We start from the raw sequence: 17,042 nt of genomic DNA, 5'->3' as shown, positions 1-17,042 counted from the left end.
AAAAATGGCAGAAATTAAAGAATACCAATTATTTATAAACGGCGAGTGGAGAACTTCTACTTCTGGTGATACAATTGATGTTTTAAGTCCTTGTACTGAAGAGATTGTGGCAAGAGTGCAAAATGGAACGGCTGAAGAAGCTCTTGAAACATTAGCTCATGCGGATAAAGCACAAAAAGAATGGAAAAAGAAACCAGCTAGAGAAAGAGCTGATCTAATGTATAAATTCTCTAACGAAATTAAAGCTAACTCTGAATATTTAGCGCAATTAATCGTAAAAGAACAAGGTAAATTACTAAAAGTTGCTCGTTTTGAAGTTGCTGTAGCTTCGTCATTTATCGAATATGCTTGCGAAGGTGCGCGTAGAATTGAAGGAGACATTATCCCTTCAGACAATGCAAACGAGCAAATTTGGATTCAAAAAGTGCCTCGTGGCGTAATTGTAGCGATTACTGCTTGGAACTTTCCATTTGCACTAGCAGCACGTAAACTAGGACCAGCTTTAATTGCGGGAAATAGTATTGTAATCAAACCAACATCCGAAACGCCATTATCTACTTTAGAATTAGGAAACATAGCGAACAAAGTTGGAATTCCTGCTGGAGTTATCAATATCCTTACCGGTCCTGGTAGAGCTATGGGGAATGCTTTGGTAAAAAGTCCAATAACCAAAATGGTTACAATGACAGGTTCTACTCCTGTAGGTCAAGATATTGCTCGTAATGCTGCCGAAAACTTAACGCACGTACAATTGGAATTAGGTGGAAAAGCCCCTTTTATCGTTTTTGCAGACGCTGATATTGACGCTGCTGTAGATGCTGCTTTGCATTCTCGTTTTGACAACTGTGGTCAAGTGTGTACTTGTAACGAACGTATGTACTTACACGAAGATATTTATGATGTTTTCATGGAAAAATTTATTCCAAAAGTAAAAGCATTAAAAGTAGGTGACCCAATGTTGGAAGATACAGATATGGGACCAAAGGTTAACGCCGCCGAATTAAAAGCGATGGAGCATTTGGTAGCCGTAAGTGTAAAAGAAGGTGCAACAATTGCAACTGGAGGAAACAAACCAACAGGTCCTGGATTTGAAAAAGGATATTGGTTTGAACCAACTATTTTGACCAATGTAACACAAGATATGACAATTGTTCATGAAGAGTCTTTTGGTCCAATATTACCAGTACTTAAATTCAAAACTTTTGAAGAAGTGATTGGTTTTGCCAATGATTGCGAATATGGTTTGGCTGCAATGGTTTTCACCAATGACATGAGTACTATCATGAAATGTAATGACGAATTGGAATACGGAGAAATATATGTAAATCGTGGTCATGGTGAGCAACACCAAGGTTTTCATAACGGATACAAATTATCTGGTTCTGGTGGTGAAGATGGTAAATATGGTTTTGAACAATATTTAGAAAAGAAAACTTTCTACATTAGACATAAAGCTTAAATTTCAATTTTCTTATGAAAAACAAAATCATTTTACTCTTTGTTTGTTGCGCTTTTTCATTTTCGAAAGCACAAATAAAAAAATGGGACAATCCCAAAGCCAACACTTTGATTACCATTCCACAATGGGAAGTAAATGATCTTGTTTTTCATTTGAAAAACAAAGTCGAAGCTCCTTTTGATAAAAATGTATTTGCTCTTGTAAATGCTAATGGAGAATCGCAAAAAGTCCCCTTGTTTTTTAACGGAAATAACACTTGGGTATTTCGCTATTCAAGTGCCTCTGAAGGAATTAAGAACTTTACTATTACTGGTGATATAAAAGAATTGTCGGGTAAAAAAGGTACTATTTCGATTCTTAAAAATACTAAAAAAGACCGTCATGGAGGTATAACTACTTCTAAGGAAAATCCGCAGCATTTTTTCTACCAAGATGGCAAACATTACAGCAATTTGGCTTTTGAATGCGATTGGTTATTTGCTCTTGATTACGGTCAGAAAGAACTATCCAAAACCAATCAATTGCTAGAAACGATTCTTCAAAATGGTTTTAGTCAAATTGTAATGAATCTGTACACTTATGATGTTTCATGGCCCAAAGATCCTTTATTAGCTCAACATCCAGAACATGAATACGGCGGAAGCGAAAAGATGTTTCCTTTTTTAGGCTCGAATTCGAAACCCGATTTTAGTTCGCTCAATGTTGCATTTTTTGATCATTTTGACAAAGTAATTGCTTCGATGCACGATAAAGAATTGGTGAGTCATTTGATGATTTATGTTTGGAACAAAAAAGTCGCATGGCCAGAAATGAATTCTCCAGAAGACAATAGGTATTACGATTATGTGATCAAACGCTACCAAGCTTTCCCGAATATGATTTGGGATGTATCCAAAGAGGCTTTGCATTATGGCAGAGCGACCAATGAATACATATCTGAACGTATCGCTCGCACCAAAAAACTAGATGGATACCAAAGGCTAATCTCTGTACATGATTATGGTTTTTGCAGAAATCATCCCGATGAAGTTGATTTTATTTCGACTCAAAACTGGAGACACACACTCTATCAGCACATGATAGATGCCCGTACTGATTTCCCCAACAAACCTATTTTCAACATCGAACACGGCGGTTACGAAGAAGCACCTTACAAGGTTTTTCCTGGCGCATATACCAATGCCGAATCTTGTTTGAGACGAAATTACATGTGCTTTTTTGCAGGTGCGTACAGTACCTATTATTGGCAAGGAACTTCTTGGAATGCCATAATTCACAATCCTTTTGAACAACCCGAAGGCGTTTACAAACCGCGTTTTGATTATTTTTCGCATATGCGAAAATTATACGATACTTTCAATATTGAAAACTTCAAACCGTCACCTAATAATAATGGAAGCGGTTATAATTTAACCAATGAAAAAGAGGGTATTATTATGCTGTTTATGCCTAAGGAGAATTTTACTATTATGTTTGATGGCCTAATAAACAAGGATTTTTCTAGTGCAAATGCTACACAGCAATGGTTCAATACCTATACGGGTGAATTTTCGGAAGAAAGAAAATACGAAAAAATAAAAGATAATTTTTGGCCTTGGCAACCTTGGCGTGGAGAAGCAGATACGATTCTTATTATTCGAAATCTGAAATCTAAAAAGAAATAAAAGTTTAAAAAATTTAAATAGACAAACATGAATACTGCTATTAAAAATGTAAAAGTGCAATTGTTTAAAGTGCCTTTACCCGAAATATTAAATGATGCCAAACACGGTGATCATTCTCATTTTGAATTAATTACTACGACGATCACTCTTGAAGATGGATCGGAAGGAACTGGATATACCTACACAGGTGGAAAAGGTGGTCATGCCATAAAGGCTATGGTGGAGCATGATTTTGCTTCCGTTCTAGTTGGGAAAGACGGCACAGACATTGACGGAATCTACGATTTCATGGAATGGCATGTACATTACGTAGGTCGTGGCGGAATTGCTTCTTTTGCTATTTCGACGATCGATATTGCCCTTTGGGATATAAAATGTAAAAAAGCTGGCTTACCGTTATGGAAAATGGCTGGTGGACAAGGAAATACCTGTAAAGCATATTGTGGCGGAATCGACTTGATGTTTCCTATCGAAAAGCTTTTGAACAACATGAAAGGTTACATGGAAAGAGGTTTCACAGCTGTGAAAATCAAAATTGGTCGTGAAAATCTTGAAGAAGATTTAGAACGTATCAGAGCCGTACGTGAATTTGTTGGTCCAGAAGTTACTTTTATGGTAGATGCCAATTATTCAATGTCGAAAGAAAAAGCCATTCGTGCTATCGAAGGTTTCAAAGACCAAAATATTACTTGGTTTGAAGAGCCAATTATTCCAGACGATTACAAAGGATATGGCGAAATTGTTGACCAAACCGGTTTTCCATTGGCAATGGGTGAAAACTTACATACGATTCACGAATTTGAGTACGCTTTTGACCAAGCCAAATTATCATTTATCCAACCTGATGCTTCCAATTGTGGCGGAATTACAGGATGGTTGGCAGCAGCACGATTAGCAGACAAACATAATATTCCTGCTTGTTCTCACGGTATGCAAGAGCTACACGTAAGTTTGGTTTCGGCACAACCCAATTCAGGATGGTTAGAAGTGCATAGTTTCCCAATTGATGAGTACACCACTCGTCCTTTAGTGGTCGAAAATCATAGAGCTGTAGCTCCTGATTATCCTGGTACTGGAGTAATATTCGATTGGAATAAATTAGCGCCTTTCGAACAAAACTAAGTCTATTAACACCAAAAAACAACCACAATGCAAGCAACCAAAAGCAATTTTGCAACCCATAATAATCAAGAAATTGATTTATTCACCTTAACAAATGATAACGGTATGACCGTAAAAATCATGAATTATGGTGCTACAATAACTTCAATCTCTGTTCCTAATCAAGATGGAACAAGAGATGAATTAGTATGTGGATTTGAAAATTTCGATAACTATTTTTCTGAAAGCTATACATCCAACGCTCCTTATTTTGGATCCATCGTTGGACGTTATTCTTCGCAAATAAAAAATTCCAAATTCAGTCTTAACGGAAAAGAATACGCATTAGCAGCTAACTGTGGAGCTAATAATTTACACGGAGGTGTTGTTGGATATGATAAAAAAATATGGCATGCCGAAACTATCCAAACTGAAGCTGCGTCAGTAGTAAAAATGTCATTACTAAGCAATCACCTTGAGGAAGGTTTCCCAGGAAATGTGGTAGTTCAAGTTTGGTTTAGCTTAAATAATGCCAACGAATTGAGCATTAAATACCAAGCCAATTCTGATGCTGACACTCCCCTTTCATTGACAAATCACACCTATTTTAACCTATCTGGATTTTCAGATTCTATCGAGAGCCATTCGGTTCAAGTGCATGCTGGCAAAAAACTAGCCATGGATGACACTGGAGCCGCAACAGGCGAAATCGTCAACCTTGATGGACAACAAGATGATTTGAGAACTACTCAAACTATCAAAGAGGTTCATACTAAAATGAATGACGGTTTTGAGCACTACTATATTTTCGATAAAAACAATTTCGAATTAGAAAAAGTAGCCGAAATCAATTGCCCTTCAAACGGTCGCAAACTAGAAATCAGTAGTTCAGAACCTGGTATGTTATTCTACACCGGAAAATATACTTCGGATGCCATTGTGAGGGAAACAGGAGAGAAATTTGGTAAGTACCGTGCTTTCTGTTGTGAAACGCATCGTTATCCAAACGGAATCAATATGGAAAATGCTCCAAACTGCATCACAAAAGCAGGAGAAACATTCGAAAGTGAAACTGTTTTCAAACTATCTTTCTAGTCAACAAAAAAAATTAATTAACCACCACACAATACAAAAATTATGATCGAAGGAATATTATTAGCCATATTTGCAGGCTTGATGCTCGGCTTATACGCACTGCCAGAAAAATTCACCAAAGATTTCAAATACGAGAATACTTGGAGTTTATTCTTTTTACTAACCATGTTCGTTGTGCCTATCATCGCATCGGTTACTTTAATTGATGGTTTTTCGACCATTTTTAGCGAAATGCCAACAGATATTTTAATCAAAATGGGATTGGCGAGTTTCCTATGGGGAATCGGAGTAATGATGTGGAGTAAAGCCATCAACTACATCGGTCTTTCATTAGGATTTTCGTTATTTATCGGAACCGTGATTTTGGTCGGTTCTCTACTTCCATTTATTGTAGAAGACCTTCCTCCTGCCAACAAATTAACTTTAATCCTTATCGGATTATTCATTGTTTTGATTGGAATTTTCGCCAACGGAAAAGCAGGATACGCTAGAGAAAGCGCTGAGAAAAAAGAAGAAAGTACAGATTCTAAATCAATGACAACCGGAATCCTTATCGCTGTTATTGGTGGTTTATTGGCAACTGGTTTCAGCTATGCCAATGCAGTGGGTCGCCCGTACTTACATGATGCTTGTCAAGCACAAGGAAACGCCGATTGGATTACTGCCGTAGCTGTTATGTTCCCAATCTTCATCAGTGGTGGTTTGGTTATGACTGCTTATTTTGTATGGCAATTGTCTGCCAAAAAAGCTTGGAACGACTTCAAAACACCTTCTTTTGGCAAAAACTTTTTCTTGATTTTGGTAATGGCCGTTTTTCATTACGCAGCTTCTGCTTTGTTTGCTTTCGCAGCTTTCAAACTTGGAAATAGCGGAAATACGGTTGGTTATGCCATCTTCAACACCTCTTGTGTGGTTACTGCCATCATGAGCGGAATCGTAACTAAAGAATGGATTAACGCCTCTGGTAAAGCTAGAAATTTCCTCTATTTTGGACTGGCTTGTATGGTGGTTGGAATACTATTTGTTGCTTTCGGAAACGGAACTTCGTAAAGGTTTATCAAATATTTATAATAATAAGAAAGTCCGTTTAATTAAACGGACTTTTTTTATGGCTATAAAATATAATTAACTTAATACCAAAAACCTGTACAATTTAGTCCAATCTAATTTTTGTCACGTCGAGGAGTAATTTTTATTCTAAAAAAAGCAATATAAAATGACGTTATTTGAATGTTAGCACTTCTAATTCCCCTCTTGAGAGGGGCTAGGGGTGTGTTTTTTTTTAAGTATATGTAAGTCAAGTATTTAAACTAAAACGTCATAGGTAGCGCAGTCGAGATGTAATAGCGGTTCTCGACTGCGCTCAAACTGATAATTGAACTATTTTACAAACATTATTGGTATAAGTTATTTATTGTTTCTAAACAAGATTTAAAATGTACTCAATCTAAGAAAAATGCATCATTAATTGAAAATAACTTTAGCAATAACTTCCTATTACATAGATCTAATATGTGAAATTTCGGTTATGATCCGTATATTTTTTTTATACTGTGGCTTAAAGTTTTATAGCGACCAATAAAAAACACCCAATAACTCTTGCGATAAACAAGTGCCATTGGGTGTTCAAAAAAAATGAAATTACATTATCTAAAAACCAATCTGTGGTATTATTTTAGTGTTTTAATCCTAATCAAAAATCAAGATTAATATCCAGGATTATTCGGGATTTTTTGTACTGTATTCGTTACGATTTCAACATTTGGGATCGGTGATAAATCGAACTTAACATTATTAACTTTTGCAATTAATTGTGGCGTTGTGTAGGCCGCATCAAACTGACTATAGAATGGTTGCATAGCAGTAAAGTGATTTTCCATTATTGTTTTTGCATTTACTGTTGGCATTGTTGTTTTAAAACGCAACAAGTCAAACCATCTTTGATTTTCTAATGCAAATTCCCATCTTCTTTCATCTGCAACTGCTTTCTCATAACCTGCTGTTGCAAGTACATTTGCCAATACTATTGCAGTTGCACCAGATCTAACATGCACTTGATTCAAATAAGAATAAGATAGTGAAGCAGTTGTGGTAGGTGCATTTGAAGCCTCACAATACATTAACAATACATCGCTATAACGTAAAACTGGCCAATCTAATTCAGAATCATTTTGAACGGAAACCGCAATATTATGCTTTCCTGCCCAATACAATTGACTATTAGCACTTGTAGTAGTAACTGGTGTAACTATTTTAGTTTTAATATTATAATCTCTCCTCTTATCATTAGTTGCGTAATTCCCATATAATTCTGGAGTTGGATTATTATATCCTCCTCTTGTTCCTGTAGGATACACTAAGCCTGATATTTTTTGATCTGTAGTACTAGAGAATAAATTAGACAATGAACTACCGTATCCTAAACCTCCTGATTTAAAACGAATAGCAAAAAGTATTTCCTGATTTAACTCATTAGTAGAAGAAAAAACATCTGAATAAGGAGCAGTACCTGCTGTAATAAGACTGTGTCCACTATTAGTAATGACATCTGTCAATAAAGGTAAAGCATCAGATTTTTGACCTAAAGTAAGGTACACTTTAGCCAATAATGCTTCTGCCGCCCATTTTGTTGCAGCGCCACCAGTTCCTACTGCCGCAGAGTATTTTGCAGTAGTACAATTAGCAGTGGCATTTTTTAAATCGGCAATGATAAATTTATAAATATCGGCAACACTTGATCTCGGAATCAATAATGCTTCATCAGGAGTAATGATTTTATCAATCAAAAAGACACCACCATATACTCTTACTAAATTAAAATAATGGTATGCTCTCATGAAAGAAGCTTCACCTGAAATTCTTTTTCTTTCAGTAACTGACAAAGGAAAACTAGTACTTGTAGTACCATAATCGATAGTTCCTGTAGCAGGATTGTAATTAGTTCCCAAAGCACTTGCCAATCCATTTACACTTCGAATACTAGTGTAAGTAGTTGCCCAATATTGCTCTATAAACAAATCAAATGAAGGTGCTTCAAATACATCATTACTAATGATTTGTAAGTTCTGAGGATTGGTTGTTCCATAGTTATTAAGATAGGTGTTATCTGAACGTACTTCAGTCAACATCCACTCATAAGCAATTGGTGCTCTTAAGGTACTGTAGCAACCATTTAATCCTGTATTAAAATCAGATACAGAAACATAAAAATCTTGCTGCAAAGGTTTGTTTACATTTTCTATATCTATATTGTCAGAACAACTTACTAACGAAAGGATAGAAAATAAAATAAACAGTTTGTTTATTTTGATATATTTTTTCATATTTATATTTTTAAAATTTATAATAGCTTCATCAAAAAAAAGGTTTAAATGAATCCGTTTTTTAACAATTATTTTTATTAAAATCCAACTTCTACACCAAACATAATCATTTTCTGTATTGGGAATCCACCTCTTTGATACCCATCAATCAACGGACTTGTTTGAGATGTTCTAGCTTCAATATTTATACCTCTGTAATCTTTTGTAACAAATAATAAATTCTGACCTGTTAACGAAACTCTTAAACTAGATAATTTAAGGCTCTTTGCATTAAAACTATATCCTAAAGAAATCTCTCTTAAAGTAAAATAAGTTGCATCTTCGATAGCATTATCTGTAAAAAGTGGATTAACACCGTTTGTAAGATAGGGTGTGTTACCGTCACCTGGATTGCTAGGGCTTACCCATCTGTTTGCTGTATAATTTGTTACTCTTTCTTTGATTTCGTTATAATTAATGTCTCCGTTAATTAATTCTCCTCCAAGTACTCCTTGTAAAGTAAAATTCAAATCTAGATTTTTATACTTAAAGTTATTTGTCAAACCCCAAGTAAAATCAGGATAAGGATTACCCAAAAGTACACGGTCATTTGTGTCAATAATCTTATCACCATTTGTATCTACTATTCTCAAACCTCCTTCAACAAGATCACCTGTTAAATCAGATCTAATAATTTCACCAGAAGCTTTAGCAGCATTGATATCAGCAGTACTATTCCATACACCAGCTGTTTTATATCCAAAATAACTAATTAATGGTTGCCCAACGATAGCGTAGTTATTCAATCCGTTTCTACCATCAATTGTTGGAGAAATCAAAGACGTTTTATCTCCTAATTCAGTGATTTTATTTTTAGCTTGTGAAAAATTAAAGTCTGTACTCCAAGTGAAGTCTTTTGTTTTAATGTTAACCGTAGATAGCTCAACTTCAAATCCTTTATTTTCCAAACTACCAGCATTTGTAATTATAGAGCTTGACCCTGATGTTAACATCGCAGAATTTTCAAGTAATAATTTTTCAGTATTCGATTTAAATACATCCACATTAAGGTTTACTCTACTTCTGAACATTGATAAATCAAATCCTAAATTGGTTTGAAAAGTTCTTTCCCATGTAATATCACTATTACTATACACACTAGCTAAATTGGCAAGTCCTGCAGTTACAGAACCATTCCCTATTCCGCTCACATAGTTTGAACTATTCAAAGTTTCTTGGTATAAAAATGGAGTAATTGCATTGTTTCCTGTTGCTCCATAACTAGCTCTAAACGCTAATCTTGAAATTTGGCTTACATTAGACAAAAAGTTTTCTTTTGACACTACCCAACCCACAGAAACTGCTGGGAAACCTCCCCATTTATTTCCTACATCAAACAAAGAACTTCCATCTGTACGGTAACTAGCACTAAATTGATATTTGCTCATATAAGAGTAATTCAACCTTCCTAAAAATGAAGTTAAACCAACAGTAATATCAGATTGAATTGGTTGCAAAACAACTGTAGCATAGTTTAAGTTTCTGATAGATTCACTTGAAAACGTCGTTCCAGAAGTAACCAATGATTTAGTGTTTGTAGATTGGTATGTAAAACCACCCAAAGCAGTAAAATCATGACTACCAATAGTTTTATTATAATTTAAAGTGTTTTCTGTTAAGAAATCAAAATAAGTACCATTAGTATAAGTAGCATAATTTGGATTCCCTATTCTTGACGCATCTGTTTCACCAGTTTGTACTCTTTGAGAATTTTTATAATAGATACTTTGAGTTGTTTTAAAATCCAAACCTTTAGCAAGTTGAAAATTTAAACCAGCACTTCCTTGAAAACGAAATTGATTATTATTATCATTTTGTTGCGTTAAATTACGCATTGGATTCGTGTTTGAAGTGTTAAATGGTCTATTTGCCGTAGCGTTGGTCACACTATATTCAGTACCATCAGGAGCATATATTTTACGACCGAAAGTAGTCTCATTATAAGCTAAACCAATAAAATCATCATCATCTGTAAAATCACCTACCTTTACAGTAGAATTAGGATATTGTGCTTTGATGTAATCAACCGTAGCTTGACTATGGTAGATTGGCATAAAACTAGGAAACCTTGCAAAGTCAATAAAGTTAGCAACAGGCTTTTCTGTTTTAGTATTTGAAGGATTCAAATTAAGGCTTAATTTAATTTTATCCGTTAAGTCTGTATTATATTTCAATCTGAAATTTAACTTTTGGAAATTACTTTTCAACATTAAACCTTGGTCATTTTGAAAACCAGTTGAAATATAAAAATTACTTTTCTTACTACCTCCCGATACATTGAATTGGATGTCTTGATAGATAGCAGTTCTCAAAGCCTCATCTTGCCAATCAGTACCTTCTCCTCCTAATATTTCTTTTTCAATAGCATATTGACTTTGAAATTTACCCAAAGACCCTATTGTATTGGCACGAGTTTTAGCGACAGAAGCACCAGCACTATTGTACGTGAAAAATTGTGGATCTGCAATTCTCATATCCGATTCTGCGTATAATTGAGTAACATAATCTACAGAATTCATTACGTTATAAGTCTCGTAAGCCGTTTTAAAACCAGTATTGTTACTGAATTTAAACTTTGTTTTACCTTCTTTACCCTTTTTTGTAGTAATTAAGATTACACCACCTGCACCTCTAGAACCATAAATAGCAGCAGAAGCAGCATCTTTTAATACCTCAACAGATTCTACATCGGCATTGTTTACAGAGGACATACCGTCTGGCATTGGTTGTCCATCAACAACTACTAATGGACCTGAACCAGCATTTACAGAACTGATACCTCTAATGTTAATTTGCGTATCAGCACCAGCCTCTGATGATATATTTTGTACTCTTACACCAGCAATTTTTCCTTGAATGGCTTGATCCAATCGAGATACTGGAGCATTTTCAATTCGATCACTCTTCAGTTTTGCAACTGACCCAGTCACACTAGAACGTTTTTGAGTACCATACCCAACAACTACTATCTCATTAAGTACATTATTTGATTCTACTAATGAAACATTTAATACTGTGTTCTTACCCACAACAACACTTTTTGAGTCAAATCCTAAATAAGAAAATTTCAGAACTGACTTAGCGCTATTGGCCAATATCACGTACTTCCCATCAATATCTGTTACTGTACTCTTGCCATCTACAATCACAGTAGCATTTGGAATAGATTGACCCGTATTATCAAGTACTTTTCCTGACACTTTAATTGTACCAGTCTGAGCACTCATAATAGCTGAGAAAACTAAGAGAAACATTAAAATCGTTTTTTTCATAATTTAATCCGTTTGTTAGTTATTTTTTGATTTTGTTTTTTTGAGCTAACCTCGTTTTTACTATTACTATATCGATTGAGAAATTTAGACTAAATTGTTCTACTTAAATCTTAAAACCCAATCAACCAATTTGGTTAACCAATCAACTAAACAAACATAATTTTTTTTTGACCAATAAAAAAGCCTGCAACGTATAAAAAAATAAAAAATGAAAATAAAAACACAATTCATTCTTTTGATTAAAATTTATTGAAAAATTATAACTAAAATCTTTTTTTTTAGAATAATTCAGCAAATAAAACTCTATTTTTTTAACGAAAAATTAGTCAAAAAACATATTAAAATAAGTATTAACTTATTAAAAAAATACAAGTTCTCTAAATAAAAGCTTAAAACGCTTAATCTGGTAAACCAATTTAATAAAATCGTTATAATTACCTCATAAAAACTAAATCAGTTTACTATTAAAAAATAGTTATCTAAAATTAAAATAGGCGCCAAAGTTATGTTTTAAAGTTTAACTTTGTCCTCATCTAAAACCACCGTATATACTTATGTGTAAGGCAGTTTACCTAAAGTCGACTACAAAATAACTTCTGGTAATTCAGCATTAGCCTATATAAGCCTTGTTCTAAAAAACTAATTATTATTCATTCCCATACTCAGGCCTTGACTGTTAAATAAACCCTACCACCTTTTTCCACTCAATGCCACTCGCCAACACTAAGGCTTTTCTACTTTTACCTTGATAAGAAACCTAACTCCAATAGCTCGTTTTCATAGTTTTAATCTAAAACATTTGAGTCATCTTCAAAGTATCCCTCAAGCCATAAGTTACCTATCCTATTTCCAATTGAAGTTCTTGGTAGTGTTTCCCATGCTTATATCAAAAGTATTTTACACTTATTATATTGACTCCTCCACTGCCTCCATTGCTTCTTATCATTTTATAGGCATGTTGCAAATTCCTGAAACTAATAACCTGTTCCAGTAAATTAGCCATCTAACTTCATTCCTCTTTGCTTATAATATTGCAGACCTCCTACTATAAATTCAGATCTCTTTCACGGTAATCGACATAATTTACTACCTCTATTTAGGTCCAACTCTTTGGCTTTACAGTCTAAATCTAGCTAACACACAGAGTAGGCCCTATATTAGGTTTCTTTCCGTTCAATCATAATAAATTAAGAAACCTATTACTGTCGCAATAATCTTCAGATTTGAGATCACTACCAACACCTAACGATTCCCTTTGTCAAGCTCGTTCGAGATTTACCCCCTATACATATGATAGGCGTAGCCCACAAAAAAAAGTCCATCTTTTTCAAAATGGTCTTTTTTGTTTTGGAATATGTTTACAGTTTGGTAACACCCTTCATTTTCTTTGATTTCCCTAACATCATTAAAATCTAGGACTTAAAGGTAAAACTGAAAAGTCTATGATTGTTATATTAACAATGAAAAAAATACGATTGTAAACAAATTGTTGCTTTCTCTCAAAAAAGACCGATTACGTTAAAAGTTTCATAATATAAAATGTGTTTTCCATTAATACTTGAATTCTTTCTTTGTAAAAATTTAAAACAAGAAAAAAAAATGAAAAGAATTATTTTACCAGCACTTTTAGCATTGACAATAGTGTCGTGTAATAAAGACGAAACAGAATCTGATTTTGTAACAAACCCAGATGTAGTTTTGAAAGATCAATCGGTAACACCTGTATTATTGACTAAAAAAGCAGGTTTTGAAAATCTAGAATTATTTTCTTTATTGAGTTCAGATGATATACTTCCTGAAAGCCCTAATTATGTTTTTGGAGGATCCGCAGATGGTAGTGGTTTATTGAAAAACCCTGATGGAACTTATACCTTCTTGGTAAATAACGAAGATAATTTCTCTGTATCAAGAATCACCTTAGATAAAACATTTAAGCCTGTAAAAGGAGAATATCTATTAAACTCAAGCGGTGGAACATGGAGATTGTGTGGCGCAACTATGGCTACTCCAGAGGAACACGGTTTTGGACCATACTTCTTAACCTGTGGAGAATCTGGTGAAGAGTCAAGAACGCATCGTGTTGACCCATACGGAAACGTTGCAGGGGCTAACATCACTAAGGAGTTACCTGCTTTTGGAAGGTTAAGTGCTGAAAATGCTTTACCTCTAAACAAAAGTGCTTTTCCAGGCAAAACTGTCGTAGTAATTGGTGATGACGATTCCGGAACTTATGGAGGACAATTATTCATGTATGTTTCAGATAAATTGGGAGACTTAGAAAACGGATCTCTTTATATGCTAAAAAGAAACGATGACAATCAGAGAGAAAAAGACATGGCCGTTGGTCAAGATTATGCTGTTTCTTTTGTAAAAATTAACAATCACACCACGTTGACAGGTGCACAAATTAACGCATCCGTAAACACACTAAAAGCCGTGAAATTTGGCAGAATTGAAGACTTAGATTATAGAAAAGGTAGCGCAACTTCAAACAGAGAACTATACTTTAATGTTACGGGGCAAAACACAACTGGTACCAATGCAGATGCATCAAGAACCAAATATGGTAGAGTGTATCAATTGAACTTGGACGATAATGATCCTTTAAAAGGAACTTTGAAAGTTGTTCTTGATGGTGATGACCGTACTGGAATTGCTGGTAAATTCCAAAATCCTGACAATATTTGTGTAACAACAAACTATGTGTATGTTCAAGAGGACCCAAATGGATATGGAGACGAAACTCATGATGGTTATATTTACCAATATGACATTGCCAAAAAAACGTTGAAAGTCGTAGTTGAGTTAGACCAACGTCGTACTGCGGTAGATGCTGCAAAATACAACGTAGGTGGTACTTCAAAATTTGGAGACTGGGAATACGGTGCATTAATTGATGTTTCAGACAAAATAGGAGTAAAAGATGCTTTCTTACTAAGTGTTCAACCTCATACCTGGACAGGAACAAAGTACAAAGGTGTTGATGGAGGTACTGTTCGTCTAAACGAACAACAAGCGAGTCAAATTGTATTAATCAAAGGTTTGCCTAGATAATTCACCATACAAAATAGTTGTAAAATCCACGATTCTTAGGAGTCGTGGTTTTTGTTTTTATGTTTAAAAAAGGTTTTTACATTTATTATGAGAAAATATTTATTTCTATTACTATCCCTCGTTTTGGTTTCCTGCGACACAAAACCCAAGCACAATCAAGTGAAACAATTGCTTCAAGAAAATATCAAGCAATTAATCGCCAATACCAAGCAATTACAAAATGCTATCGTGGCTCATAAAAGTGAAGCTGTAATCCAAAAGAAATTTAGTATTGCACATCAATCCTATAAAGATATTGAAGCGTTGAGCGAATACTATTTTCCCGAAGTTTCCAAATCTATTAATGGCCCAGCCATACCCGAATTTGAAGTCAATGACAATAAAATCATCGACCCACAAGGTTTTCAAGTGATCGAAGAAATGCTTTTCCCTAACTACGACATCACAACCAAAAAAGAATTATTACAACAATTGGCTATGTTATCTGGAAATTTAATTCGTTTAAAAAAAATCACAAACACTAACGAACTCACAGATGCACACATTTTTGACGCACTGCGATTAGAAATATTCCGCATCATTACTATGGGAATTACAGGATTTGATTCTCCTATTGCCCAACAATCTATTCCTGAAGCAACAGTATCCTTGCAAAGTATTGCCAACTATTACAAAGCCTACACCGTTGATAAACAAGATAAAATAACCATATTGATACAAAAAGCAATTGCTTACACTACATCGCATACTGACTACAATGCTTTTGATCGTGCTACTTTTATAAAACAATATGCCAACCCAATCAGCAAGGCATTGTATGAAAAACAATTGGAATTAAAAATCCCAATTTTCGAAGAAATTCGCGGACTCAAAACTACGGCAGCAACACTTTTTGACAAAGACGTTTTTGATGTCGAAGGATTTTCAGGTTTCCTAGATTACAAAACTACTCCCGAAAAAATCGCATTGGGAAAAATTCTTTTCAATGATCCTATTCTGTCTGGTGATAACTCCCGTTCCTGCGCTTCCTGCCATTACGAAGATAAAGCCTTTACCGATGGACTAGCAACTGCCAAAAGCATGGACGGAAACTCCTCCCTAATAAGAAATACGCCGACCTTAAAAAATATAGCCTACCAACGTAACTTTTTTTACGATTCTAGAGTGAGTTACCTTGAGGATCAAGCCGTGGCCGTCATCACTAACGAAGACGAAATGCATGGCAATCTAGACAAAGCCGCACTTGAAATCATGAAAAACAAAAAGTACGTTAGACAATTCCAAAAAGCATTTCCAAAAAACGACATCAATGCCTTTGGAATCAAAAATGCTTTGGCATCTTACATCCGATCCCTTAGCCATTACGATTCTAAATTTGATCGCTATATGAGAAATGAGACTACTTATACAACCGAAGAGAAACAAGGCTTTAACCTTTTTGCAGGAAAAGCAAAGTGCGCCAGTTGCCACTTTATTCCCTTGACCAATGGAACCGTTCCTCCAAAATTTGATAAAACCGAAAGTGAAGTACTAGGCATACCCAACAAAATGGGGAAACTCGACACTGACTTAGGGAAATACAATCTCACCCAAGCCATCATTCACAGAAATTCTTTCAAAACCCCAACACTGCGAAATATCGATAAAACAGGTCCTTACATGCACAACGGCGTCTTCACTACCCTAGAGGAAGTCATCGAATTTTATAACAATGGTGGCGGCCTAGGCCTCGGTTTACCCGTAGCCAACCAAACCCTCCCAGCTGATGAATTAAATCTTACCGAACCTGAGAAAAAAGCATTAATAGCTTTCATGAAAACCCTCAGTGACATTCAGTAATAAAATCAAAAGAATCCTATGGGCGTGCCACCATTCCATAAACAGGGCACATTACTTTGCGGTGATGTGCCCTGTTTTTGCAATGCTGTCGTGCTATCCGCGCTACTTCGGTAGCTTGCTCCTATCATTCACGCAACGCTGCTAAAGATGAAATAGCACTTAAAGGTCAAACATATTGACTCCTTTACTTTATAGC

General features: G+C 35.0%; 9 protein-coding genes. 7 read left to right on the top strand and 2 right to left on the bottom strand.

Annotated features, from left to right (window positions below; translation table 11 throughout):
* Window positions 1-4 precede the first annotated feature (4 nt).
* Genes aldA through ABZP37_RS09550 form a run of 5 tightly spaced genes read left to right on the top strand, consistent with a single transcriptional unit; the run spans window position 5 to window position 6,369 of the window.
* Window positions 5-1,459: an aldehyde dehydrogenase gene (gene aldA / locus ABZP37_RS09570; RefSeq protein ID WP_366182519.1), complete on the top strand. Its 1,455-nt coding sequence runs from the start codon at window positions 5-7 to the stop codon at window positions 1,457-1,459.
* A gap of 14 nt (window positions 1,460-1,473) precedes the next feature.
* Window positions 1,474-3,123 carry a DUF4038 domain-containing protein gene (locus ABZP37_RS09565; RefSeq protein ID WP_366182518.1) on the top strand — a complete coding sequence of 550 codons (1,650 nt, stop codon included), beginning with the start codon at window positions 1,474-1,476 and terminating at the stop codon, window positions 3,121-3,123.
* Between the two features lie 27 nt (window positions 3,124-3,150).
* Window positions 3,151-4,245, top strand: coding sequence for a mandelate racemase/muconate lactonizing enzyme family protein (locus ABZP37_RS09560; protein ID WP_366182516.1), 1,095 nt, complete (start codon window positions 3,151-3,153; stop codon window positions 4,243-4,245).
* A 27-nt stretch (window positions 4,246-4,272) separates the two neighbouring features.
* A complete protein-coding gene (locus tag ABZP37_RS09555) occupies window positions 4,273-5,319 on the top strand; it encodes an aldose epimerase family protein (RefSeq protein WP_366182515.1) in 1,047 nt (348 codons plus the stop codon).
* A gap of 42 nt (window positions 5,320-5,361) precedes the next feature.
* Window positions 5,362-6,369, top strand: coding sequence for an L-rhamnose/proton symporter RhaT (locus tag ABZP37_RS09550; RefSeq protein WP_366182514.1), 1,008 nt, complete (start codon window positions 5,362-5,364; stop codon window positions 6,367-6,369).
* 656 nt (window positions 6,370-7,025) lie between these two features.
* Here ABZP37_RS09550 and ABZP37_RS09545 read toward each other — a convergent pair.
* Window positions 7,026-8,642, bottom strand: coding sequence for a RagB/SusD family nutrient uptake outer membrane protein (locus ABZP37_RS09545; protein WP_366182511.1), 1,617 nt, complete (start codon window positions 8,640-8,642; stop codon window positions 7,026-7,028).
* Window positions 8,643-8,719: 77 nt separating this feature from the next.
* Window positions 8,720-11,953 (bottom strand): TonB-dependent receptor, encoded by a 3,234-nt coding sequence (locus ABZP37_RS09540; protein WP_366182509.1) that lies wholly within the window; start codon window positions 11,951-11,953, stop codon window positions 8,720-8,722.
* Between the two features lie 1,599 nt (window positions 11,954-13,552).
* Here ABZP37_RS09540 and ABZP37_RS09535 point away from each other — a divergent pair.
* A complete protein-coding gene (locus ABZP37_RS09535) occupies window positions 13,553-15,007 on the top strand; it encodes a hypothetical protein (RefSeq protein ID WP_366182507.1) in 1,455 nt (484 codons plus the stop codon).
* An 87-nt stretch (window positions 15,008-15,094) separates the two neighbouring features.
* Window positions 15,095-16,846, top strand: a complete 1,752-nt coding sequence (locus ABZP37_RS09530) for a cytochrome c peroxidase (RefSeq protein ID WP_366182505.1) — start codon at window positions 15,095-15,097, stop codon at window positions 16,844-16,846.
* The last annotated feature ends 196 nt before the right edge of the window (window positions 16,847-17,042 follow it).

The organism is Flavobacterium ovatum, from assembly GCF_040703125.1.
In the GTDB taxonomy this organism is placed as follows: domain Bacteria; phylum Bacteroidota; class Bacteroidia; order Flavobacteriales; family Flavobacteriaceae; genus Flavobacterium; species Flavobacterium ovatum.
The sequence above is the reverse complement of the archived record's forward strand: the minus strand, read 5'-3'. Positions and strand labels throughout refer to the sequence as shown.

Bases quoted from the DNA above. Each gene is read 5' to 3' on its own strand.
- aldA (WP_366182519.1), top strand. From the start codon at position 5: ATGGCAGAAATTAAAGAATACCAATTATTTATAAACGGCGAGTGGAGA.
- ABZP37_RS09565 (WP_366182518.1), top strand. From the start codon at position 1,474: ATGAAAAACAAAATCATTTTACTCTTTGTTTGTTGCGCTTTTTCATTT.
- ABZP37_RS09560 (WP_366182516.1), top strand. From the start codon at position 3,151: ATGAATACTGCTATTAAAAATGTAAAAGTGCAATTGTTTAAAGTGCCT.
- ABZP37_RS09555 (WP_366182515.1), top strand. From the start codon at position 4,273: ATGCAAGCAACCAAAAGCAATTTTGCAACCCATAATAATCAAGAAATT.
- ABZP37_RS09550 (WP_366182514.1), top strand. From the start codon at position 5,362: ATGATCGAAGGAATATTATTAGCCATATTTGCAGGCTTGATGCTCGGC.
- ABZP37_RS09545 (WP_366182511.1), bottom strand. From the start codon at position 8,642: ATGAAAAAATATATCAAAATAAACAAACTGTTTATTTTATTTTCTATC.
- ABZP37_RS09540 (WP_366182509.1), bottom strand. From the start codon at position 11,953: ATGAAAAAAACGATTTTAATGTTTCTCTTAGTTTTCTCAGCTATTATG.
- ABZP37_RS09535 (WP_366182507.1), top strand. From the start codon at position 13,553: ATGAAAAGAATTATTTTACCAGCACTTTTAGCATTGACAATAGTGTCG.
- ABZP37_RS09530 (WP_366182505.1), top strand. From the start codon at position 15,095: ATGAGAAAATATTTATTTCTATTACTATCCCTCGTTTTGGTTTCCTGC.